The sequence below is a fragment of the Mesorhizobium loti genome (assembly GCF_003148495.1).
Classification (GTDB): Bacteria; Pseudomonadota; Alphaproteobacteria; order Rhizobiales; family Rhizobiaceae; genus Mesorhizobium; species Mesorhizobium loti.
This window is the reverse complement of record NZ_QGGH01000002.1, coordinates 627,707-650,059: the sequence shown is the minus strand read 5'-3', so window position 1 is coordinate 650,059 and position 22,353 is coordinate 627,707. Positions and strand designations below refer to the sequence as shown.

Annotated in this window: 23 protein-coding genes; 12 read left to right on the top strand and 11 right to left on the bottom strand. The window is 61.8% G+C overall.

The features are described from left to right. Nucleotides 1-7: 7 nt before the first annotated feature. Both C8D77_RS11595 and C8D77_RS11590 read left to right on the top strand, forming a co-directional pair. Nucleotides 8-592 carry a DUF1214 domain-containing protein gene (locus tag C8D77_RS11595; RefSeq protein ID WP_109662521.1) on the top strand — a complete coding sequence of 195 codons (585 nt, stop codon included), beginning with the start codon at nucleotides 8-10 and terminating at the stop codon, nucleotides 590-592. Further along, nucleotides 585-1,154 carry a DUF1254 domain-containing protein gene (locus C8D77_RS11590; protein ID WP_109662519.1) on the top strand — a complete coding sequence of 190 codons (570 nt, stop codon included), beginning with the start codon at nucleotides 585-587 and terminating at the stop codon, nucleotides 1,152-1,154. The genes C8D77_RS11595 and C8D77_RS11590 overlap by 8 nt, the downstream gene beginning before the upstream one ends. 96 nt (nucleotides 1,155-1,250) lie before the next feature. On the opposite strand, the gene C8D77_RS11585 is transcribed toward C8D77_RS11590, so the two are convergent. Next, on the bottom strand, nucleotides 1,251-1,439 hold the full coding sequence (locus C8D77_RS11585; protein WP_109662516.1) for a hypothetical protein: 189 nt from the start codon (nucleotides 1,437-1,439) through the stop codon (nucleotides 1,251-1,253). 188 nt (nucleotides 1,440-1,627) lie between these two features. Between C8D77_RS11585 and C8D77_RS11580 the strand changes: the two genes are divergently transcribed. After that, on the top strand, nucleotides 1,628-2,665 hold the full coding sequence (locus C8D77_RS11580) for a hypothetical protein (RefSeq protein ID WP_109662514.1): 1,038 nt from the start codon (nucleotides 1,628-1,630) through the stop codon (nucleotides 2,663-2,665). Here the strand turns inward: C8D77_RS11580 and C8D77_RS11575 are convergent. The 3 genes from C8D77_RS11575 to C8D77_RS11565 all read right to left on the bottom strand — a co-directional run bounded on the left by C8D77_RS11575 (nucleotide 2,643) and on the right by C8D77_RS11565 (nucleotide 5,595). After that, entirely contained in the window at nucleotides 2,643-2,990 is a 348-nt protein-coding gene (locus tag C8D77_RS11575; protein ID WP_056580674.1) for a DUF1491 family protein, read from the bottom strand. The genes C8D77_RS11580 and C8D77_RS11575 overlap by 23 nt on opposite strands. Nucleotides 2,991-3,059: 69 nt before the next feature. Then, on the bottom strand, nucleotides 3,060-3,887 hold the full coding sequence (locus tag C8D77_RS11570; protein ID WP_109662512.1) for a peptidoglycan-binding domain-containing protein: 828 nt from the start codon (nucleotides 3,885-3,887) through the stop codon (nucleotides 3,060-3,062). Further along, the gene (locus C8D77_RS11565) at nucleotides 3,862-5,595 is read right to left on the bottom strand and encodes a sensor histidine kinase (RefSeq protein ID WP_109662510.1); all 1,734 of its coding nucleotides are present in this window, start codon (nucleotides 5,593-5,595) and stop codon (nucleotides 3,862-3,864) included. Before C8D77_RS11565 ends, C8D77_RS11570 begins: the two co-directional genes overlap by 26 nt. A 536-nt stretch (nucleotides 5,596-6,131) precedes the next feature. On the opposite strand from C8D77_RS11565, the gene C8D77_RS11560 reads away from it, so the two are divergent. After that, nucleotides 6,132-6,485 carry a DUF5330 domain-containing protein gene (locus C8D77_RS11560; RefSeq protein WP_109662508.1) on the top strand — a complete coding sequence of 118 codons (354 nt, stop codon included), beginning with the start codon at nucleotides 6,132-6,134 and terminating at the stop codon, nucleotides 6,483-6,485. Nucleotides 6,486-6,585: 100 nt separating this feature from the next. Next, the gene (locus tag C8D77_RS11555) at nucleotides 6,586-7,014 is read left to right on the top strand and encodes a SufE family protein (RefSeq protein ID WP_109662506.1); all 429 of its coding nucleotides are present in this window, start codon (nucleotides 6,586-6,588) and stop codon (nucleotides 7,012-7,014) included. 104 nt (nucleotides 7,015-7,118) lie between these two features. On the opposite strand, the gene C8D77_RS11550 is transcribed toward C8D77_RS11555, so the two are convergent. After that, complete coding sequence (locus C8D77_RS11550; RefSeq protein ID WP_013532660.1) at nucleotides 7,119-7,544, bottom strand: Ros/MucR family transcriptional regulator; 426 nt, start codon at nucleotides 7,542-7,544, stop codon at nucleotides 7,119-7,121. 452 nt (nucleotides 7,545-7,996) lie between these two features. Then, entirely contained in the window at nucleotides 7,997-8,365 is a 369-nt protein-coding gene (locus tag C8D77_RS11545; RefSeq protein WP_109663324.1) for an SH3 domain-containing protein, read from the bottom strand. Between the two features lie 133 nt (nucleotides 8,366-8,498). On the opposite strand from C8D77_RS11545, the gene C8D77_RS11540 reads away from it, so the two are divergent. The 3 genes from C8D77_RS11540 to C8D77_RS11530 all read left to right on the top strand — a co-directional run bounded on the left by C8D77_RS11540 (nucleotide 8,499) and on the right by C8D77_RS11530 (nucleotide 11,895). Beyond that, nucleotides 8,499-10,622, top strand: coding sequence for a S9 family peptidase (locus C8D77_RS11540; protein WP_109662503.1), 2,124 nt, complete (start codon nucleotides 8,499-8,501; stop codon nucleotides 10,620-10,622). Next, nucleotides 10,619-11,248: a LysE family translocator gene (locus C8D77_RS11535; RefSeq protein ID WP_109662501.1), complete on the top strand. Its 630-nt coding sequence runs from the start codon at nucleotides 10,619-10,621 to the stop codon at nucleotides 11,246-11,248. Before C8D77_RS11540 ends, C8D77_RS11535 begins: the two co-directional genes overlap by 4 nt. A gap of 245 nt (nucleotides 11,249-11,493) precedes the next feature. After that, nucleotides 11,494-11,895, top strand: a complete 402-nt coding sequence (locus C8D77_RS11530) for an SET domain-containing protein (protein ID WP_109662498.1) — start codon at nucleotides 11,494-11,496, stop codon at nucleotides 11,893-11,895. Here C8D77_RS11530 and C8D77_RS11525 read toward each other — a convergent pair. The 4 genes from C8D77_RS11525 to C8D77_RS11510 form a co-directional block, all read right to left on the bottom strand. Next, nucleotides 11,892-12,842, bottom strand: a complete 951-nt coding sequence (locus C8D77_RS11525; RefSeq protein WP_109662496.1) for a cytochrome c — start codon at nucleotides 12,840-12,842, stop codon at nucleotides 11,892-11,894. The genes C8D77_RS11530 and C8D77_RS11525 overlap by 4 nt on opposite strands. A 9-nt stretch (nucleotides 12,843-12,851) precedes the next feature. After that, entirely contained in the window at nucleotides 12,852-13,289 is a 438-nt protein-coding gene (locus C8D77_RS11520) for a c-type cytochrome (RefSeq protein WP_109662493.1), read from the bottom strand. Nucleotides 13,290-13,452: 163 nt separating this feature from the next. Continuing rightward, on the bottom strand, nucleotides 13,453-14,052 hold the full coding sequence (locus C8D77_RS11515; RefSeq protein ID WP_027053553.1) for a superoxide dismutase: 600 nt from the start codon (nucleotides 14,050-14,052) through the stop codon (nucleotides 13,453-13,455). Between the two features lie 107 nt (nucleotides 14,053-14,159). After that, a complete protein-coding gene (locus C8D77_RS11510; RefSeq protein ID WP_056580708.1) occupies nucleotides 14,160-15,038 on the bottom strand; it encodes a branched-chain amino acid aminotransferase in 879 nt (292 codons plus the stop codon). Nucleotides 15,039-15,198: 160 nt separating this feature from the next. Between C8D77_RS11510 and C8D77_RS11505 the strand changes: the two genes are divergently transcribed. Both C8D77_RS11505 and C8D77_RS11500 read left to right on the top strand, forming a co-directional pair. Beyond that, nucleotides 15,199-15,861 carry a haloacid dehalogenase type II gene (locus C8D77_RS11505; protein WP_109663320.1) on the top strand — a complete coding sequence of 221 codons (663 nt, stop codon included), beginning with the start codon at nucleotides 15,199-15,201 and terminating at the stop codon, nucleotides 15,859-15,861. 168 nt (nucleotides 15,862-16,029) lie between these two features. Next, nucleotides 16,030-16,854: a L,D-transpeptidase gene (locus C8D77_RS11500; protein WP_109662490.1), complete on the top strand. Its 825-nt coding sequence runs from the start codon at nucleotides 16,030-16,032 to the stop codon at nucleotides 16,852-16,854. 36 nt (nucleotides 16,855-16,890) lie between these two features. Here C8D77_RS11500 and C8D77_RS11495 read toward each other — a convergent pair whose 3' ends face one another. Further along, the gene (locus C8D77_RS11495; protein WP_109662487.1) at nucleotides 16,891-18,438 is read right to left on the bottom strand and encodes a helicase HerA-like C-terminal domain-containing protein; all 1,548 of its coding nucleotides are present in this window, start codon (nucleotides 18,436-18,438) and stop codon (nucleotides 16,891-16,893) included. Nucleotides 18,439-18,773: 335 nt separating this feature from the next. On the opposite strand from C8D77_RS11495, the gene C8D77_RS11490 reads away from it, so the two are divergent. Then, nucleotides 18,774-20,216: a methylmalonyl-CoA mutase subunit beta gene (locus tag C8D77_RS11490; RefSeq protein ID WP_109662485.1), complete on the top strand. Its 1,443-nt coding sequence runs from the start codon at nucleotides 18,774-18,776 to the stop codon at nucleotides 20,214-20,216. Continuing rightward, complete coding sequence (gene scpA / locus C8D77_RS11485; protein WP_109662482.1) at nucleotides 20,213-22,330, top strand: methylmalonyl-CoA mutase; 2,118 nt, start codon at nucleotides 20,213-20,215, stop codon at nucleotides 22,328-22,330. Before C8D77_RS11490 ends, scpA begins: the two co-directional genes overlap by 4 nt. Nucleotides 22,331-22,353 lie beyond the last annotated feature (23 nt).

Sequence of the window (22,353 nt, the reverse complement as noted above, 5' to 3'; positions counted from 1 at the left end):
GCCCTTCATGCTCAAAAATGCCTTCCTGACGCTGCTTTCGCTTGCCATAGCCATCGTCGGCGGTGGCGGCAGCGTCTGGTATGCGCTGAAAGTCCAGGATGGCGTCGGCGCCATCCGGATCGGCCAATGGACAGCCTTTCCCGATATCGGCACGCCGTCCGCCGACCCCTATTCCAAAGCCCGCGTGGCGCGCGAGGGGGTGCTTGCGCTCGGCCGCGCCGAAGGGTTGTCCTTCGTCGCCGAGCGCGACACGGGCGGCGCCGAGCTCAAGCGCGAATGCACCTACACCATCGAGGGCGGATTTCCGACGGCGCGGTTCTGGACGCTCTATGCCGCCGACCAGTCGCTCGGCGTGGTCGAAACCGGCAAACCCCGGCTGGCGGCGCTGCAATCCTATGGTGTTGTACGACAACCCGATAACTCGGTCGTCATTTCCGCCGGCCATCACCCGATGCCGGGCAACTGGCTGCTGACCGACGGCTTCGGCAGGATGTATTTCGTGCTGACCTTCTACGACACGCCGATCGCCAGCAGCACCGGCCTTTCGGACGTTTCGCTACCGCGGATCGTCAAGGTCGGCTGCGATGCGTAGCTTTTATGCAACGATGCGCAGACTTCTGCATGCCGTCCTGCTCGGCCTGCTCGGCGCCGGCATCGTGCACATCGCCGTGCTGCTTCTGGTGCCTGAGTTTTCCGAACGCGATGCCTGGTCGCGGCTGTCCATGGCGTCGGATCTCTACAGGATGACGCGGCTCGATGCCGAGGCCGGTGGCGCGCCCGTGGTGAAATCCGTCGATCCGCTGTTCTACGCAACGGCATGCCGTTTCGACCTGGGCGAAGGCATGGTCCGGATCAAGGCACCTGGACACGTGCCGTTCTGGTCGGTGTCGGTCTATGACCGCAGCGGCCACAACATCTATTCCTTCAACGACCACACCGCGACCGGCGGCGTGCTGGATGCCGTCGTGCTGACGCCGGCGCAGATGATCGACGTGCGCAAGGACCTTCCCGAGGACCTTCAGGGAACGATCTTTGTCGAAGCGCCGATCGAGGAAGGCATCTTCGTCATCCGCGCCTTCGTGCCCGACGACAGCTGGAAGCCGATCGTATCGCGCTTCTTCGAGCAGAGTTCCTGCGAGTTGCAGGACTTCTAGAGCCTGTTCCATCCCGATGGAATCGGGATGGGCTCTATCTTATTGTTTGAGCATGATCTTTTCCGAAAACCGGATTCCACTTTTCGGGATCATGCTCTAGTGATGCGGGACCGGCTTCGTCCCTGGCGATCCCGGCTTGTCGGGATCGACCGGCCGCACTTCGCCGGCATGAGACCGCTCATAGCGGATGCCGGGAAAGATGATCACCGCCGCCGGAATTTCGGCGGTTTGCTTTGTCCGATTGCTTGGTGCCGTACGCGGCACGAAAGACAGTACCATGCCCATGGTTCGCGCATTCCTCTCGGTTTCCCCGGAGCACAACGCAACGCCTCCAAATATCATTAAGGCCGGCAGAGGGTTAACGGAGCGCTAACGGATCGTCGCTAACTTGATCTTTGTTCTTGGCACTCGCGAAACCGACACAGTCCCGGTCGAGCGTGGCCGAGCTTGTGTCGAGTACGGGCGTATCCTTCGTGTCATCTTCGGACTTCAGGCAAATCGCGGTACGAAAAGACTCGGGAAAGGCCGAAAGGCTGTTCCGCGCCGCGGTGTCGGCGTTCTGCTCGCTCACCCGCCCTTCACGCCGTGAGATCGGCCAGCTCGAAGACCTGACGCTGCCGCTGTTCGACAATGTGTCCGTCGAATCTCGCCGTTACGTGGCGGCCGCCCTTTCCGAATGCGAATACGCCCCCGCCGCTTTGGTGCGCCGTCTCTGCGAGGAACCGGTCGACATTGCCGCGCCGCTGCTCATCCGCTCCCGCGCCGTCAGCGACATCGATCTCATCGCGCTGATCGGGCGACATGGCCTGCCGCATGCCCGCGCCATTGCACGCCGCAAGGGCCTGAACCCGACCATCGCCGATTTGATCAGGGCGCTGGAAAGGCCAAGCCTGGTGCGCGTGCGGGAACCGGATGCGAAAGCCATCGCAGCAGACGAGATCGTGCCGGTGCGCACGGAAACGGCCTCCGACGAGTCCGCCCGAGAACAGGCGCTCGGCATCGCAGCCGAGAATGCACGGCGCAGGCTGCGCTCGATGATGCGCACGGGCGACGAGGCGGCAGCGGCGACCGCCGATCCTTTTACGGGCGCCGATACTTATGTGAAATTGCGCGAGACAGCGCTGACGGGAAACGCCGCGTTCTTCCAGACCGCGCTCGCCGATGCGCTCGATATCGATTTCTCGATCGCACGATCGCTCACCGCCAACCAGAACTACGCGTCGCTGCTTGCGGCACTGCGCTCGCTAGACCTCAGCGAAGACAGGGCCTTCCTGATCACCGTAGCCGTCTACCCAGCGCAATTCCCGCATCCGCAAGCCATCCGCACCTTCCTCGACCGCTACCGCCTGCTACATCGCGATGTCGCCCTGGACAAGGTACGGTACTGGAAAGCCGAAACCCTCTCGAGGGTGGTTCGCGACGCCGCACCGGCAAACAGCGACACCCGCATGGCATCGAACAGCGACGATGCGGCCGAGACCTCCGGCCTCAGGGCGTCTTCACGGAAATAAGTTCCTCGACGGGCACAGTGCCGGCCTCGATCTCGACCACCCAGATGTCGGGATCGAATTTTTTCTCCCTTTCCAGCCTGGCATCGAGTACGGCGGCATCGTCACCGGCCCCGAGCAGACTGAAAAACCGGTCGTCGGGCTTGGCCGAATCGTAGCTTGTCTGCGGCGCCGGTCCGAACAGGGCAACCTCGCCCAGCCTGCCCCGCGCCAGGACGAAAACAGCGCCGGCTTCGGTTGCGCCCCGCTTGACCACGGCGGCAAATCCGCCGGCGCCGAAAACCCGGCGCAGTAGGGCCGAAACCCACAGATCTGAGGTGACGCGCATGAGACAACTCCGGAAGGCGTGCGGCTGTCTATCGATATTTCCGCTGCTCGGCGAGCTGTCATTTCCCAGTCAGTTGGTCAGGCCGATCTCGCGCATCTTGACGTAGACGATCTCATCGGGCTCGCCCGTTTGCGGCAGCCCGAACAGCGACTGGAATTCCTTGATCGCCGCCTTGGTGCGCGCGCCGACGACGCCGTCCAGCTGCATGTCGTCATTGCCGAACGCCTTGAGCCCGGCCTGGATCTTGACGATGCGGGCATCGGGCGCCTGCGTCGCGACATTCGGATCGGCGGCATTCGCCTGCCCTGAAGTCGCTTGCCCGGAATTTGTCTGCCCCGAATTTGTCTGCAAAGACACCGGAACAGCGGCCGGCATATCCGGACGCGGCTGCGGTCTGGGTACGACGGAAGCGGTTTTCGGCGTCGCGCCCAGTTGATCCAACAGAAGCGCGTCGATCTCGCCGGACGCGTTGAGCCCGACCTTCTGCTGATAGGCCTGGATGGCCTTGCGCGTGTTGGGCCCGGAAATGCCGTCGACCGTTCCGGGGTAGAAATCGAGATCCTTCAGTATGCCTTGCACCTGCTCGACCACCGGATCGCCTTTGATCGGCGCCGGCGCGCCGGATGGCCGCACGATGTTGAACGTCGTCTCAGGTTCGTCGGACGCCGCGTGCGGAAAGCCCTGGATGCTGCGGGTGGCAAAAAACGCGCCGGCATGCGGGAAAGGCTGATACCACAGGGCATTGGCGGAAACGTAGAACAACGTCACCAGGAATGCCGTCGAGCCGCCCACCAGGACAGGATTGCGCGAGATCATGCCGCCGACGGCGACGACGCCGTCCTGAAAGGCATTGCTGCGGCGCTTGACCGCCTTAGGCTGTTTTGCGGAGCGAGCCATTTCTGTCCCCTTTCGCCATGGCCACAGGCATCGTCAGCACGCCGGCCTTCTCCGCCTGATGCCCCTTCGGTCCGTTCACCGGCAGGCTGATGGTCACGGTGGTGCCCTCGCCCGGCATGCTTTCGATGGACATCGTGCCTTCGTGCAGCGCCACCAGGCCCTTGACCAGCGACAGGCCGAGACCGGTCCCCTCGAAACGGCGGGTGTAGTCGTTCTGGATCTGCATGAAGGGCTTGCCGAGATTGGCAAAATCCTCCTCGGCGATGCCGATGCCGGTGTCCCTGACCCAGAAATGCAGGCGCGAACCGATCCGCTTGGCGCCGACGACGACATCGCCGCCATCGGGGGTGAACTTGATCGCATTGGAGACGAGGTTGATGAGCATCTGCTGCACGGCACGCTGATCGGCATTGATGTCGCCGGCGTCCGGCGCGATCTGCACCTGCAGATCGATGTTCTTGGCCTGCGCCTGCAGCTGCATCATCGACTGGCACATGTCGACCGCGTCCGCGAACCGGAACGGCTCCGGTTCGGTCGCGTAGACGCCTGATTCAATCCTGGACACGTCGAGTATCGAGGTCACGACGGCAAGCAGATGCTGGCCCGAATCCCGCACCAGGCCGACATATTCCTTCTGGCGCGGATCCTTGAAGGCGCCGAACATTTCATGCAGCAGCATGTCCGAGAAGCCGATAATGGCATTCAGCGGCGTGCGCAATTCGTGGCTGACCACCGCCAGGAAGCGCCCCTTCGCCACCTCGGCGGACGCGGCCGCCTCATTGGCCGCCGCTAGATCCTCGCGTAGCCGGGCAATCTCGTCATTCTCGCGCAGGACAAGCGTGAAGACGTCGCCCTGTTCCTCAGCTCGCACCAGATCGAGCGAGAACGGCCGATAATTGTCAGCGACCAGGCCATTGCCGTTCTGAGGCAGCCTGATGCGCAATTCGAGCCGGCGCGACAGCGCGCCGTCGCGCATGTCAGCCAGGGCGCTGAGATAGGAGACGCGATCCGACAGATGGACGCGGTCGAAGAGGCCGTTTCCGGACAGCAGTTCGGGCGGCAATTTCAAAAGCGTGCGTGCCTTTGGCGAAGCGTCCAGAACCTCGCCGTGACGGGCGACGCGCAAGATCACCGCATCGATGATGTCTTCGAGCCGGTCGGCAGTGTCGACCACATCAGCCGCATCTGCCGTGTTTCGAAACGCCGATGCGCGCGGGATCAAGGTAAGCGCCCAAGCCAACGGCACCAGCCAGTGCCAGGCCGCGGTCTGCGCTCCTGCGAACGGGAACACGGTTCCAGCCAGAGGCTGAGCCAAGATGGCCACAGCGGCCGACACGGCTCCCCACAGCGCTGCACGCCGCGAGGCGCCGATCCACCAGGCTTCGAACGGCAGCGCCACGACAAGCATGGCGACAGGCGAACTCAGCCCGCCCGCGGCGGCAATGAGACTGCCGAGAGAAATGCCCGCCATCGCCAGGGCGATCCAGCTCGCTATCGCCATCTTGCCGGTCGCCGCCACCAGCAAGGCGACGAACCAGCACAGGCCAAAGGCCGCGAAGATGACGGCCATGGTGACGGCGGCGCCCAGGCCCGAAGTGACCAGCGTGACCGCGGCACCCGCGGCAAAGAAAGGAGCGGCGAGCATGACGCCGATGAAGCGGCGCTGGCGCTCGCGGTCGCTCTGCCCAATAATGGACGGATGGACCATACGTTCGCAACCGGCGGCAATCGCGCCAGGTAATTCAACGTATCTGGCCTTGATTGAACTCAACTCAACGCACCCGTAATCGTCGTGGACAGCTCTGCTTTGCAGATCGTTCTGGTTGGCTCTGAAACTCGCATCCAGCGTTTAAGGAATGGATAAGGCAGGGCCGACCAAGGCCCCGGCCTGGGGCAAATATCGGGATGCCGGCAGCCGAAAGCCCGGGCAAATGCAGCCATAGTAAACGGAGGGTTATCCGGCGACGGTGCCCATCGGGTGGCTGCAGGCGGCACCTGGACTCCGGGATTTCAGGAAAAATGCAGGAAAAGCATGGAGATAGATGGTTATCTCGGGTTAAGAAAACTCATTCGGATTTGAGATAAATCGATTGCACAACGGCTCGTTTCGAATTTGCCTAAAATTTGAGGAAAATTGTCGCTTTGCCTGCAAGCCGTCCTTTGCGCCTGTGTGCCAACATCCTGCCTACAAAAGAGGTCATGCCATATGGATGCATGATCCGGTCACGACGAGAGGGCAAGGGCATGGTCTTCCTCATAAGAATGGCTTTCTGGTTTTCGCTGGTGCTGCTGGCGCTGCCGCTGACTGTCGGCCCCGATGAATCGGGCCGCGAAAGCGTCGGGCCGATCCAGGCCTTGTTTGCGGCACGCGAAGCAGTTGGCGACATCGCTGGCATTTGCGAACGCAAGCCCGATGTCTGTGAAACCGGCAAGTCGGCAATGCACACCATCACCGCCCGCGCCAAGGAGACCGCCAAGATCGCGGCGGCGATGCTGGACGACAAGTCCGCCGCCGGGCCCGATACATCGACGATGACCGGCAGCGTGCCGGATGAAATCGTCTTGCCCGAGACAGTTAACCTGCCGGCGCAGAATTAAGCCGTTTCGACGGCGCACCGCGGGCTGTCTGCCCTCTCGACGCCCGCGGTGTCCTTGTTTTTCCGTGACGCGGAGCCGCCGCGTGACTATATCCGGCATTATGACCACCACGATACAGACGATCCGCGACGACTTCTCGTTCCTCGAGGAATGGGAAGACCGCTATCGTTACGTCATCGAACTCGGCGAGGCGTTGCCGCCGTTTCCGGACGAGCAGCGCAGCGCCACCAACAAGGTGCCGGGTTGCGTCAGCCAGGTCTGGTTGACCACTGAACGCGGAGCTGGGGCCGACCCGGTCATCACCTTCACCGGCGATTCGGACGCTCATATCGTGCGTGGGCTGGTCGCGATCATGCTGGCGCTGTTTTCCGGCAGGACCGCCAGCGAAATCCAGAAGACCGATGCGGAAGCGACATTGAAAGAGCTCGGCCTCGACGAGCATCTGTCGCCGCAGCGCGCCAACGGCCTTCGCTCCATGGTCAAGCGCATCAAGCGCGATGCCGAGGCGGCGCTCAAGCAGACCGCCTGAAAAGCTCTCCCTGGAATTGCTCTACTCGATCAGCGCGTTGCCACCCGCAAAATCAAACGGCGCCCGAAGGCGCCGTTAATGTCGATCAATCTGGCTGGCAGCGATTACCGTGCCTTGCGCTTGCGGCCGAGGCCCATCTTCTTGGCCAGTTGGGACCGGGCAGCGGCGTAGTTGGGTGCAACCATCGGATAGGTCGGGTCGAGGTTCCACTTTTCGCGATACTGATCCGGCGTCAGATCATAGTGGGTCATCAGATGGCGCTTCAGCGACTTGAACTTCTTGCCGTCTTCGAGGCAGACGATGTAGTCGTCATGAACCGAGCGCTTCGGGTTGACCGCCGGCTTTTGCTTGTCGGCAGGCGGTTGTTCGGCGGTTCCGCCCACACGCCCGAGTGCGGCATGGACATCGGATATCAGGTTCGGCAATTCGCCGACCGGCACGGGATTGTTGCTGACATAGGCGGCCACCACATCGGCGGTCAATTCGATCAGCGCATCGCTGTTTCTGGAAGGTGTTTCGACAATATCCATGGTCTTCAGGCCCCAACAAGAGTTACTTCGATCTGCGCCCTTTTTTTACAGGCAGGGCATTGCACGAACTTTGTGCAGGTAGAGCTTCTACGATTCGTGTCGCGCGCACATCAATGAGCCCGCAGACCAAGTAAGTCAATTCGCCCCTTGCGCTATATTGAACGATGTTGGTCAATTGTTCCCGGATCAGCTTCAATCTTTCGTGCATTGTGTAATTTATCGATATTTCGCGCGCCAACCAGCAACGGCTGACGCAACGTCAGCTCGCCGTTACATTCGCGGCAACTCACAGAGCAGGTTTCAATGCTTGATTTTGCTTGGCTATTGCACGCGCAAACTTGGTTGTTCACACCTGTCTACAAAACCACAGGTTGCTGCATGTCTGTCATGCGTGAGCAAGCAGGCGACATGCCTGTCACCCGACCGGTCCGGATCCATCGCTGCAGGGTCAATCAATGCGGGGTGATGTATTTGCCATAGGCCCATCCGGTGACGAAGTTGCCGTTCTGGGCCGGATCATGCCAGACTTCGCACCAACGGTAGCGAACCGTCTGTTCCTGCTTCCATGCCGGCTGATTGGCGATGTCGAGCAGGTTTATCGCGCCGGTGCATCGTCCAGTCATCTGCAGAACGGTCCCGTTCGGGTATGCCGCCTGCTTCTGGGACGTGCCCGACGGGTATTTGCGCACATTGAGCGTGTCGCCGAACGGCACATTGGCCACTTGCCAAGCCGCGAATACGGTCGCATGAGACTGACCGGCAAAGGCCAGAGTTAGCGAAGCAACGGCGAAAGCCGCAGCGGTCCGAGACCGAATAGTCATCATCTTTCCTCCCGGCTCATCTTCGGCAGCCGACACAACCCATAGGCTGCGGCTCTTGAACCCGCCCTGATCGGCGTGTTCATTCGCCATTCAAGATACTTCCCCATTCAAGATATTGGCAAAGCGAGACGCAATGACCAAGACATCCATATTTCCGATCGTCACCCCGCCAACGCCCGAGAAGCGGCCGGTTTCCGACACGTATCACGGCATCACGCGAACCGACGACTATGCCTGGCTGCGAGCCGACAACTGGCAGGAGATGTTCCGGAACCCGTCATTGCTCGATGCGGGGATCCGCGCCGAGCTCGACGCAGAGAATGCCTACCAGTCAAAGCTGATGGCCGACACGGTCGAGCTGCAAAAGCAGCTTTTCAAGGAGATGAAGGGCCGTATCAAGGAAGACGATTCTTCCGTGCCTATGAAGGATGGGCCCTATGCCTATGGTTCGTCCTTCAAGCTTGGCGGCGAGCAGCCGCGCTATTTCCGCATGCCGCGCGACGGCGGCGCCGAGCATATCCTGCTCGACGGCGATGCGGAGGCCGCGGGCAAGGCCTATTTCCGTCTTGGCGGCGTCGACCATTCGGCCGACCACGCCAAGCTGCTGTGGGCATTCGACGATAAGGGCTCCGAATTCTACACGCTTCGCGTGCGCGACCTCGCCGATGGCAAGGAGCTTGCCGACCAGATACCCGACACCGGCGGTTCAGGTGTCTGGAACGCCGGCAATGACGGCTTCTTCTATACGCGGCTCGACCCCAACCACCGCCCGTCCAAGGTGCTGTTCCATGCGCTGGGCGACAGCCCGCAAAGCGATCGGCTGATCTATGAGGAAGCCGATCCCGGCTTCTTCATGAATGTCGACGGAACCCGCAACAGCGAATGGATCATGATCGGTATCAACGATCACGAGACTTCGGAATATCGCCTCTTGAGCGCCAGCGATCCGTTTGCCGAACCGAAACTGGTCTCGCCGCGCGAGATCGGCCTTCAGTATGACCTTGAAGAAGGCGGCGACATCTTCTTCATCCTGACCAATGCCGACGGCGCCAAGGATTTCAAGATCATGACGGCGCCAGTGAGCGACCCGGTCCGTGCCAACTGGCAGGAACTGGTGCCGCATGAACCCGGCCGGCTGATCCTGTCGGTGATCGGCTTCAGGGACCACATGGTCCGGCTCGAACGCAAGGAAGGCCTGCCGCGCATTGTCGTGCGCGACCGCAGCAGCGGCGAGGAGCATCTTCTGTCCCTAGACGAGGAGGCTTTCTCGCTCGGTCTGTCGGGTTCCTATGAGTACGACACCGAGATCATGCGCTTTTCCTACTCGTCGATGACGACGCCGGCCCAGGTGTTCGACTACAATATGCGCACCCGTGAGCGGATGCTGCTGAAGACCCAGGAAGTGCCGTCCGGCCATGATGCGGACAACTATGTGACGCGGCGGCTGATGGCGCCGGCCGCCGATGGCGAATTGGTGCCGATCTCGCTTTTGCACCACCGCGACACGCCGCTGGATGGATCCGCACCTTGCCTGCTTTACGGCTACGGCTCCTATGGCATCACCGTGCCAGCCGCCTTCAACACCAACTGGTTCTCGCTGGTCGATCGCGGCTTTGTCTTCGCCATCGCTCACGTCCGCGGCGGCAAGGACAAGGGCTATGGCTGGTACGACGACGGCAAGCGGGCGCACAAGATGAACACGTTCACCGATTTCATCGCCTGTGCGCGCCACCTTGTTGCCGAACGCTATACGGCGCATGACCGCATTGTCGCGCAAGGCGGTTCGGCCGGCGGCATGCTGATGGGCGCCATCGCCAACATGGCGCCGAATTGCTTCGGCGGCATCGTCGCCGAAGTTCCTTTCGTCGACGTGCTCACCACAATGCTCGACGCAACCCTGCCGCTGACGCCGCCGGAATGGCCTGAATGGGGCAATCCGATTGCATCCGCCGACGACTACCGGACGATCGCTGCCTACTCGCCCTATGACAATGTCGCAGCGCTCGACTATCCGCCGATCCTGGCGCTGGCCGGGCTCACCGATCCGCGCGTCACTTATTGGGAGCCGGCCAAATGGGTGGCGCGGCTGCGCGAGCGCAAGAGCGGCGACAATCCGGTGCTGTTCAAGATCAACATGGATTCCGGCCACGCCGGTGCCTCCGGCCGGTTTTCGCGGCTGGAGGAGATCGCCTACACCTATTCCTTTGCACTGAAGGTGATGGGCAAGGCGGAGCTTACGGGAGAAATCGACCGATGATCGATCTGGCCACATTGATCGCTTATGTCGCAGTTGTGCTCGGCTTCGTCTTTATTCCGGGTCCGGCCACGCTCCTTACCATAGCGCGGGCAACGAGTTCCGGAACCAAGGTTGGCATCGCGACCGGCGCCGGGATCGCTGCCGGCGACGTGTTTCACACCGTCATGGCGATGGTCGGCATCTCGGCGATCATTGCCACGTCCGCGACGCTGTTCAGCATCATAAAGTACATCGGCGCGGCCTACCTGGTTTATCTCGGCATTCGCGCTATCATCGAGAGAACACCGGCCAACCCGGCCGCCGGTGCGCTTGCGATCTCCGCTGGCAAGGCGTTTCGACAGGCCGTCCTGACCGAAGTGCTCAACCCCAAGACTGCGCTGTTCTTCCTCGCTTTTCTGCCTCAGTTCGTGCGACCTGAAAACGGATCGGTGATGCTTCAGTTGACCACATTGGGGGTCATCTTCGTCCTACTCGGCTTTTTCAGCACGGTCGTCTTTGCGATGAGCGCCGGTCGGCTCGGCGCGTTCCTGCGCCGAAATCCGACAGTGTTGAAGTGGCAGGGCAAGGTTGTTGGCGGCATCTACTGTGCTCTGGGTATTCGGCTCGCGCTGCAGCTGCAGCGCTGACCTTTTCATCCCTATTCAAAGCAACCTCGCCGTCGGTCAGCGGAACGGGTCGCGAACCGACCACCGCTGTTCCTCGACGGATTTCCAAGGTCATGAATTTTTGATTTGCGCATGATCTTTTCCGAGGCTTCATTTCGCGGTCATGCGCCGCGATTTTCTGCTCGCAATTGCCACCATCGCGCGCTACCCAATGCCCAGCTTTTTCAAAGCCGCGACTGCCAGTTACCATCTCGCAAGGGTTCGCCATGCTGCTCGTTGACGTCTATCTCGACAAATCGTCCATCCAGGGCATCGGTGTGTTTGCCAGGGCCCACATTCCGCGCGGCATGCTGATCTGGAAGCTGGACCCGAGATTCGATCGGATCATCGACGTGGAAACTTATGAGAGCGAAAGCGGATCGGTGAAGAGCTATCTCGACCGCTATTCCTACCCCGACCGACGCGACCCGAACTACATCGTCTTCGAAGCCGACGATGCGCGCTTCATGAACCATGCGGATGAGCCGAATTGCGACGTCTCCTCACCTGAGGAAACATACGCCTTGCGCGATATCGCGCCTGGCGAGGAACTGACCTGCGACTACAATCATTTCTTTGAAACCGGCTTCGATTTCCTCGGCGACCGCCACCTGTCGCCGGAAAACTAGCTCGCTGGCTTTTTGCGCGGCGGATAGCCGTTTGGATGCGGCGGTATCGCCTTGAGATAGGCGGCGATGGCCGCACGGTCCTCCGGCGCCAGTTCTGCCATGTTCCGCTGCACGTCGACCATGGCGCCGCCGACGGAATCGAAAGCAGGCGTAAAGCCGGTTTCGAGGTAGTTGACGATGTCGGCTTCCGACCAATCGCCTATACCGCCCTTGCCCGATGTGATGTTCGACACGACGCCGCTGCCTTCGGCAGCCACCGCACCGGCAAGCCACGCGTTCTTTTTCGTACCACCTGCAAAGTCGCGCGGCGTGTGGCATTCGCCGCAATGGCCCGGCCCTTCGACCAGATAGCGGCCGGCCATCACCGGATCAGGCGTGCCATCAGGGAATGGAACGACCGGCTGGTCGCTGAGGTAGAGCAATTTCCACAGGCCAATGCCGCGACGAATGTTGAAGGGAAAACGGAGCGAATTGGCCGGGGCCTTGCCGGCGACCGCCGGCAGCGTCTTCAGGAAGGCGTAGAGATCGGCAATGTCGGCCGGCTTCATGCGCGCGTAGGACGCATAGGGAAACGCCGGATAGAGATGCTCGCCCGAGGGCGATATGCCCTTCAGCATGGCGTTGGCTAGGTCTTCGGTCGACCAGGCGCCGATGCCGTCCTTGGGATCTTGCGAGATGTTGGGCGGGACGAAGGTGCCGAACGGCGTCTTGAGCTCGAGCCCACCCACGAGTTGAAGCCGCGCATCGCCCTGCGAGCCCGGCTTTGCGTGGCAGGAAGTGCAGCCGCCGGCATAGAAGATGCGCTTGCCCCTGGCCGGGTCGCCAGGGCCGAGCTTGGCCAGGGTCTCACTGTCGAGCCTCACCGGCGCCGACAACACCCACCCGGCAACCGCGCCGACGCCGCCCAGAATGACGAGGGCGCCGACGAGTTTTTTCAGCCAGGGCATCGCCCGCTATCAGCCCTTTTTCACTCGATAGGTCTGGTGGCAGGTGCCGCAATTGGAAGCAATCGCGCCAAACTGCGTCTTCAACGTATCGACATCGGCGGGAGCGGCGGCGGTGGCTGCCTTGATGTCGGCGAGATATTTGTCCTCGACAGCCTTGAAGCCGGCCATGTCTTCCCAAATCTTGGGCGCCGCTGTCGTGTCGCCTGTATCGCTGCCTGACGGGAACAGCGCATCGGCATCGAATTTCTCGGCATTCGCCTGCAATGCCTGCAGCTGCGTCAACACGGCAGCGGCATCAAAAGGCTCCTCATCCTTGACCACTTTCGAAATGCCGCCAACGATCTTTCCACGTTCCTTCATCAGTGCCTGCCGATCGAGGATCGGATCGGCAAAGGCCGCCGAGGCGGCGAGTGCAAGCATAGAGATGGCGATAACAAGCTTTCTCATTCAATTGGCTCCGTGATGAAGGCATTTCGGGACAGGACGTTAACGGATGCTACAGGGGGAAAATTCCCTTCCCCCGGATGATTTTTTCCAGACTTTTGCTGTTACGGGAACCTCGACGCAGAAAAAGAAAAGCCCCGGGAATGCCGGGGCTTTCTACGATCGATCACTTCGCCTTTTCGTACAATTCCAGCACGTGATCCCAATTGATCAGGCTGTCGACGAACGCCTCGAGATATTTCGGCCGGGCGTTGCGATAGTCGATGTAATAGGAGTGCTCCCAGACATCGACGCCGAGGATTGGCGACGCGCCATGAACGAGCGGGTTTTCGCCATTCGGCGTCTTCGAGATCGCCAGCTTGCCATCCTTGACTGAAACCCAGGCCCAGCCGGAGCCGAATTGTGTCGTGCCGGCGGCAATGAAGTCGGCCTTGAACTTGTCGTAGCCACCGAGATCGCTGTCGACCGCCTTCTGCAGGGCGCCCGGCAGCTTGTTGCCGCCGCCGCCCTTCTTCATCCACTTCCAGAAATGGATGTGGTTGTAGTGCTGGGCGGCATTGTTGAAGAGGCCGGCATTCTTGCCGAACGACTGCTTGACCACTTCTTCGACCGACAGGTCGCCCATGCCGGCTTCGGCGGCGAGCTTGTTGCCGTTGTCGACATACGCCTTGTGGTGCTTGTCGTGGTGATATTCCAGCGTCTCTTTCGACATGTAGGGCTGCAAGGCCTCATAGTCGTAAGGCAGAGCGGGCAATTCAAAAGCCATGGATGGTACTCCCTCGTGGAAAAATCCGGTGTCGATACCGGACTAAGATAGGTCTGGAATGGGTTGGGACAACTCCGGGACGAAGCGTCGATCGCCTTTTTATCCGCTCAAGCGGCGGAAGTCGAATGCGCCCAATCCCAATAGAGTTCGCGCGCCTTCTTGGCCACCGGCCCGGGTTGCAGGTTGCGGTCTTCGATACGGGTGATCGGCACCACCTTGGAATGGTTTCCGGTCGAAAAGATTTCGTCCGCCTCAAGGAAATCGCGCACCGACAGCGTTTTTTCCGTGGTCTTGAAGCCGTACTCGCCAAGCAGCGTTATGGTGCGCGAGCGGGTGATGCCGGACAGGAAGGTGCCGTTCGGCGCCGGTGTAAAGACATGACCGTCCTTGACCAGGAAGATGTTCGAGGTTCCGGTCTCGGCGACGTTGCCCAACATGTCGAGCACCATTGCATTGTCGAAGCCGCGCATCTTGGCTTCGAGAATGGCACGGCCGTTGTTAGGATAGAGGCAGCCGGCCTTGGCGTTGGTCGGCATGGTTTCGATGGTCGGGCGCCGGAACGGCGATACGGTCACCGAAAAGCCGGTCGGCGGGATCATCGGCGATTCGTAGAGGCAAAGGCAGAAGCGGGTCGATGCGGGATCGGCCGGCACGCCCATATAGCCGCCATGCTCGGCCCAGTACATCGGCCTGATGTAGACAGCAGTCTTGCCGTCGAACTTCTTCAACCCATCCCACGTCAGCCCGACGATCTTGTCGGCGGTCATCGACGGCTTGAGGCCGAGCGCAATCGCCGAGGAATTCACCCTGGCGGCGTGGAGCTCGAGGTCGGGGGCGACGCCTTCGAACCAGCGGCCGCCGTCGAACACGCTGGTGCCGAGCCACATGGCGTGGCTGCGCGGCCCCAGAATGGCGACATTGCCCTCGTGCCAATCACCATCGACGAAAGTCCATGTCGCGGATTGCGCCGCAGCAGCCAGTGTCATCGTGTTGTCCCGTCTCAATTGATTGGTCTCGTCAAGAGCCATTGGAAGATGCTTTGGTGCACGGCGTCAACCAGCATCAGGGAGTTTTGTTGAGGCCAGCGCCGGGGCGCGATGCAATCAAAGCTTGCACCTTGTCGCGCCTGCCCTCAAAACTGTTGTCATGCAATACTCCGCCTATGTTTTCGACGCCTATGGCACGCTGTTCGACGTACATGCCGCCGTGCGCCGCCATGCCGACCGGATCGGGCCGGACGGCCAATTGTTGTCCGAGATCTGGCGCGCCAAGCAGCTCGAATATTCCTGGGTGCGCACGCTGATGGGCGCCTATGCCGATTTCTGGCAGCTGACCGAACAGGCGCTCGATTTCGCCTTGCGCAAGGTTCCTTCGGCCGACCCCGGCCTCAGGGCGACATTGCTGGATGCCTACTGGCGGCTGGATTGCTATCCGGAAGTACCGGCCGTGCTCAAGGCGCTCAAGGCTTCGGGAGCGAGACTGGCGATCCTGTCCAACGGCTCGCCCGAAATGCTGCAGGCAGCGGTCAAATCCGCCGCGCTCGACCAGGTTCTGGACGATATCTATTCGGTCGATACGGTGCGGCGCTTCAAGACCGATCCGGCGGTCTACGACATGGTCGCCACCGGCTGGCGCCTCTACCCCGGCGCCGTATCCTTCCAGTCCTCCAATCGCTGGGACATTGCAGGCGCCACCAAATTCGGCTTCCGCACGGTGTGGATCAACCGTTCCAACCAGCCCGAAGAATACCGGGACTTCCCGCCGGCCCTGATCCTGCCATCGCTCGAAGCTTTGGTGCCGGGTAGCTAAGACCTGTGGCCCTGGCGCCACAGTGGCGGCGCAGTCACAGCTTCGCCTTTGTTTGTCCACCTTCAGGCCAGAATCGGAACCGCCTATCGCCCCAGGTGTTGTCAGGCACCCGCGCAACGGTCGGCGAATTCATGCTTTGTTGCGATTTGAGACCTAAAGAAGGCAACCATGTCCAAAACCGAAATCGAAACTTTTCGCCTGAGCCGTCGCGGCTTTCTCAACGCCGCAGCCCTGGGCGCCGCTTCGGTCGCGGTTTCCGCATGCGCCACCACCGGGCCGGGGCCGGTCGAGCCGCCGCCGCCAACCTATGTCGAGCCGACCCTGCCCGACTATGCGACGATGTACGCGGCCGTCAGCGATGGCGGTTTCGACCTTCCGGCCATACCGTTCGACAAAATCGATCCGCAGTTTCTGCGCCAGATCGTTCCCGATCCGACGGGGCAGAAGCCCGGCACCATCATCGTCGACACGACAGGACACCATCTCTATCTGGTGCGCCCGGGCGGCCAGGCGATCCGTTACGGTGTCGGTCTCGGCCGCGCTGGCTTCGAATGGTCCGGCGACGCCGTGGTCCAGTGGAAGCAGAAGTGGCCGAAGTGGACGCCGCCGGATGAAATGATCGCCCGGCAGCCGGAATTGAAGCCATACAGCGCCGACAATGGCGGCATGCCCGGCGGCTTGAAGAACCCGCTCGGTGCGCGTGCGCTCTATCTTTTCCAGGGCAACGTCGACACGCTCTACCGCCTGCACGGCTCGCCGGAATGGAAGTCGATCGGAAAGTCGGTCTCGTCAGGCTGCGTGCGCCTGATGAATCAGGACATCATCGACCTTTATGACCGCGTGCCCTCGAAGACGCCGGTCATCGTGACCAGCGACGTCAGCCAGCCGATGGTGGCGACGGCCAACCGCCAGGCGATCCCGATCGACGCCGGCGTGCCGGACGGCTCGGTGCTGCTCGGCCCGGTAAAGGCGATCACCAACTCGATCTTCTGAGCCGACGAGGCAGCGGCACCACCGCTGCCTCAAGTCTCACCGCCCCCGGGAAAGACTGCCCAGGATCCCGCGCACGATTGCCCGCCCGACCGACGAACCGACCGAGCGCACCACCGACTTGATCGCTGCCTCGGCCACGGTCTGGCGGTTGGACGGGCGCGGTGCAGGCGCACGCCTGCCACCGGATTGCGGCGCCGGATCGTCATTGCCGAAACCCGGAATGGTCCAGCGCGAGCCGCCGCTGCCGGCCTGCTGAGCCTGCTCTTCGGCATCCTGCGCGTCCTTGGCCTTTTTCTGCAGCATCTCGAAAGCCGATTCGCGATCGATGACCTGATCGTATTGGCCGGCGACCGGGCTTTCCTGGATCAGCTTTTGTCGTTCGGCGGCCGTGATAGGCCCAAGCCGCGAGGATGGCGGGCGGATCAGTGTCCGCTGCACCATGGACGGAACACCCTTGACCTCCAGCGTCGAAACCAACGCCTCGCCAGTGGCGAGCTGGGTAATGGCGGTCATGCAGTCGAAATCGGGATTTGGCCGGAACGTCTCGGCTGCTGTCCTCACCGCCTGCTGCTCACGCGGCGTATAGGCGCGCAGCGCGTGCTGTACGCGATTGCCGAGCTGGGCCAGAACCTTTTCAGGGATATCCAAAGGGTTTTGCGTAACGAAATAGACGCCGACGCCTTTCGAGCGGATCAGGCGAACCACTTGTTCGACGCGATCGATCAGCACTTTGGGTGCTTCGTCGAACAGAAGATGTGCCTCGTCGAAGAAGAACACCAGCTTCGGCTTGTCGGGGTCGCCGACTTCCGGCAGCACCTCGAACAGTTCCGACATCAGCCACAACAGGAAGGTCGCGTACAGCCGCGGATTCATCATCAGCTTGTCGGCGGCAAGCACGCTGATGGCGCCGCGTCCGTCGCGCGTGGTGCGCATGATGTCGGCGATGCGCAGTGCCGGCTCGCCGAAGAAGTTTGCCGCGCCCTGCTGCTCCAGGACGAGCAACGTGCGCTGGATGGCCCCGACCGACGGCTTCGTCACATTGCCGTAGCGCGAGCCGATCTCGTCGGCGCGCTCGGCAATGTTGGCCAGCAGCGCCTGCAGATCCTTCATGTCGAGCAGCAGCAGGCCTTCCTCGTCCGCCAGGCGGAAAGCGATGTTCATGATGCCTTCCTGCGCCTCGGTCAGGTTCATCAGGCGCGACAACAACAACGGCCCCATTTCCGAGACCGTAGTGCGGATCGGATGGCCCTGTTCGCCGAACAGATCCCAGAAGATGACCGGAAATTCCTGGAAGTCGTAGGGGTCAAGCTTGACCTGTTCGGCCCGCTTGACGAGAAAATCCTGTGCCGTGCCCATCATCGCGATGCCGGACAGGTCGCCCTTGATGTCGGCGCAGAACACCGGCACGCCGGCATTGGAAAACCCTTCCGCCAGAATCTGCAAGGTGACAGTCTTGCCGGTACCGGTGGCGCCAGTCACAAGGCCGTGGCGATTCCCGTATTGCAGCAACAGTTGCTCGGCACGCTGATAGCTGTCGTCAGGCTTGCGGCTGGCGCCGATGAAAATACTGGTGTCGTCAGCCATATATCCGGTCTCCGCAAACTGATGTGTCTAAAGCCAGTGGCCTTGCCGCAGGTATAGTGAGGCCGTTGCACAGCGACAATGCCAGTCGTTCAAATCGGGCCAGTCGTTCAAATCGGGCCAATCGTTCAAATCGGGATCGGCCTCAAAATCGGCTTTTTTGGAGCTTGCGGATTTTGCCGGTGTTTGGCAATCGTTCATGGTTCGTCCACGCAGGCTAACCTATATCTGATGGATCGAATTCGGTCTCTGAATGCGCATTGCATTGCGATATCGGACCGGGGACCGTAGACTGAACTGCTCCCGGCTGGTGCGGCCGCGTAGAACGAGGAAGACGGATGGGTGCCGGAGCCTTGACTAGGGATGATGAACCCGAGAACGCCGAGCGCCAACGATGGCTGGCCTTGGCTGAAAAAGCGCTGGCCGGCGCATCCTTCGAGGAGAAGCTGGTCTCGCATAGCGATGACAACATCCGCATCGAACCGCTCTACGACCGCAGCACCGCAGCAGAACCGATCGTGCGCGCAAATCCAAAATTGCCCTGGATCGTCAGCCAGCGCATCGACGATCCGGACATCGACCGTGCCAGAACCCAGGCACTGGAGGACGTAGCACAAGGCGCTACGGGATTGTCCCTTGTCTTCGAAGGGGCACCGAACGCGTTCGGTTACGGCCTGCCGAGAACGGCGAAGGCGCTGGAGACGGTGCTGGACGGCGTACCGCTCAACCGCATCCAGGTTCGCATCGACGCCCATCCCTGGAGCCGCGCCGTGGCCGACTGGCTGGTCGCGTTCCTGAGCAAGCGCCGTTCGGACCCGGCAAAGCTCAACCTCTCGTTCGGCATCGATCCGGCGGCCATCTTCGCCGGAACCGGCCGGCTGCGCATGTCGATCGAGGCGCTGCAGGCCTCGATGCCGCAGTCGCTGGCGCATTTCTTCTCCATGGGCGTTCCAGGCGTGCTGCTGGAGGCGGACGGGCGTGTGTTCCACAACGCCGGTGCGACAGAGGCGCAGGAGCTTGGCATCATGCTGGCTTCGGCGGTCTCCTATCTCAGAATGTTCGAGACGGCGCGGCAGCCGCTTGTCTATGCCGCGCCCCATATCGGCTTTGCGCTCAGCGTCGACCAGGACCAATTGCTGTCGATGGCCAAGGTGCGGGCCCTGCGCAGACTCTGGGCACGGGTGCAGGAGGCCTGTTCGATCCCGACATCCACCGCCAACATCCATGCCGAGACGTCGTATCGCATGATGACGGCGATGGACCCGGAGACCAACATCCTGCGCACCACCATTGCCTGCTTTGCCGCGGCGTCCGGCGGCGCCGATTCCATCTCCATCCTGCCGCACACGATCGCGCATGGCTTGCCCGCGGGATTTGCCCGTCGCGTTGCCCGCAACGCACAGCTGATCATGGCCAATGAAAGCCATATCGATCATGTCGCCGATCCCGCCTATGGTTCCGGCGCGGTCGAAGCGCTGACCGCGGAACTCTGTGAGATGGCCTGGGCGGAATTGCAGACAATCGAGGCCGAGGGCGGCGTCCTGTCCAGCCTTCAGGACGGACATATCCAGAAGCGCGTTCACTCCGCGGCAGCGCAGCGCAATGCAGCCTACCGGGCAGGCGAGCGGGCCATCATCGGCACCACGCTCTATCCCCTGAAAAACGAACAGCCGGTCGAGACGCTGGTAGCGGAGCGACGGCCCGCCTTCACCGAAGGCGTTGCCGTCTGCGAGCCGCTGTTTCCGGCCCGCATCGACCAATCGATCGGAGCCGCCTCTTGATCCCGGATTTCGGTCAGATCGGCTGGGTCCCGCCACGCCGCGCACCCGTCGAGGTCAAAGGCCAGCGGACGACACCGGAAGGCCTTATCGCCAAGCATCTTTACAATCAAAGCGACCTCAAGGGATTGCCGCATCTCGACACCTACCCAGGCCTGCCGCCCTTCGTGCGCGGCCCCTACCCGACCATGTATGTCCAGCAGCCCTGGACCATCCGGCAATATGCCGGCTTCTCGACGGCCGAAGAATCCAACGCTTTCTACCGGCGCAACCTCGCCGCCGGCCAGAAGGGACTGTCGGTCGCCTTCGATCTTGCCACGCATCGCGGCTATGACAGCGACCATCCGCGCGTCGCCGGCGATGTCGGCATGGCGGGCGTCGCCATCGATTCCATTCTCGACATGCGCCAGCTCTTCGACGGCATTCCGCTCGGCGAGATGACGGTGTCGATGACGATGAACGGCGCGGTGCTGCCGATCATGGCGCTCTACATCGTCGCGGCGGAAGAACAGGGCGTTGCGCAGAAGGATCTTGCCGGCACCATCCAGAACGACATTCTGAAGGAGTTCATGGTCCGCAACACCTACATCTATCCGCCGAAGCCCTCGATGCGGATCGTGTCGGACATCTTCTCCTACACGTCGAAGAACATGCCGAAATTCAATTCGATATCGATCTCCGGCTATCACATGCAGGAGGCCGGCGCGACGGCCGACCTCGAGCTCGCCTATACGATCGCCGACGGCATCGAATATGCCCGCGCAGGCGTTGCGGCGGGCCTCGACATCGACCGCTTTGCACCGCGCCTGTCCTTCTTCTGGGCGATCGGCATGAACTTCTTCATGGAGGTCGCCAAGCTGCGGGCCGCGCGCCTGCTGTGGGCGACCCTGATGCAGAAGAATTTTTCACCGAAGGACGAGCGTTCGCTGTCGCTGCGCACCCACTGCCAGACTTCGGGCTGGTCGCTGACGGCGCAGGATCCCTATAACAACATCGTCCGCACCATGATCGAGGCGATGGCGGCGACGCAGGGTCACACGCAGTCGCTGCACACCAATTCCTTCGACGAGGCGATGGCGCTGCCGACCGACCATTCGGCACGCATCGCCCGCAACACCCAGCTCATCCTGCAAATGGAATCCGGCACGACGCGTGTCATCGACCCGTGGGGCGGTTCGGCCTATCTCGAACGGCTGACGCACGACCTGGCAGCGCGAGCGCTTGCCCACATCGAGGAGATCGAGGCGCTCGGCGGCATGGCCGCCGCGACCGAGCAAGGCATTCCCAAGCTGCGCATCGAGGAAGCCGCCGCGCGCACGCAGGCGCGCATCGATTCCGGCGAGCAGATGCTGGTCGGCGTCAACGCGCATCGTCCCGAGACCGACATCGAGGTCGACGTGCTGAAGATCGACAATGCCGAGGTCAGGGCCCGGCAATTGTCGAAGCTGCAAAGGCTGAAAGGCACGCGCGATGTCGCCGCCGTCGAAAGCGCGCTCGATGCGCTGACCCGTGCCGCGCAAGGCAAAGAAAACCTGCTGGAGTTCGCCATCCGCGCCGCGCGCGCCAATGCCACGGTCGGCGAGATTTCGATGGCGCTGGAGAAAGCCTTTGGCCGCCATGTCGCCACGGTGCAGACCATTTCCGGCGTCTATCGCAAGGCCCTCGGCGACAATGCCGTGGTCGACGGACTGCAGGGCAAACTTGAAGCCTTCGAGAAGAAATCCGGCGGCAGGCCGCGCATTCTCGTTGCCAAGATGGGACAGGACGGCCACGACCGTGGCCAGAAGGTCATCGCCACGGCCTTCGCCGATCTCGGCTTCGACGTCACTGTTGGAGCGATGTTCCAGACACCCGATGAGATCGCCAGGCTCGCCGTCGCACAGGACGTCCATATCGTCGGCGCCTCGTCACTGGCGGCGGGACATCTGACGCTGATCCCCGAACTGCGCGACGCGCTGAAGAAGCTCGGCCGAGGCGATATGCTGATCGTCGCCGGTGGCGTCATCCCGCCGCAGGACTATGACGCCGTGCTGCAGGCGGGGGCGGCGGAGATCTTTCCGCCGGGCACGGTCATTCCAGAGGCAGCGGATCGTTTGTTGGACCGGCTGCTGGCTTAGGCCTGTTATAATATCTGTTGCAA